Source organism: Virgibacillus sp. GM2-2, assembly GCF_055329585.1.
The window spans coordinates 1-246 of record NZ_JBUZWC010000139.1 but is presented as its reverse complement, the minus strand read 5'-3'; the positions used below and the strand labels follow the sequence as shown (position 1 = coordinate 246).

Sequence of the window (246 nt, the reverse complement as noted above, 5' to 3'; positions counted from 1 at the left end):
ACAGTATGGGCGGGAGGATGTCAACGCGCCTTCCTACGTTTCCAATCCCGAGCGTGTCATTTTCTTAGCTTATGTGGACGATGACCTCGCCGGGCAGATCAGGGTCGTGAAGTATTGGAATGCTTATGCCTGCATCGACGACATTGCCGTCGAGCCAAACTATCGCGGGCAGAGCGTCGGGCGTGCCCTGATGGAATGCGCCATCGAGTGGGCAAAGGCGAAGGGATTTCCCGGCATGATGCTGGA

General features: G+C 56.9%; 1 protein-coding gene. It reads left to right on the top strand.

The window, feature by feature from the left end:
* On the top strand, positions 1 to 246 hold a 246-nt coding region (locus ACY9Z2_RS19280), incomplete at both ends, for a GNAT family N-acetyltransferase (protein ID WP_463611292.1).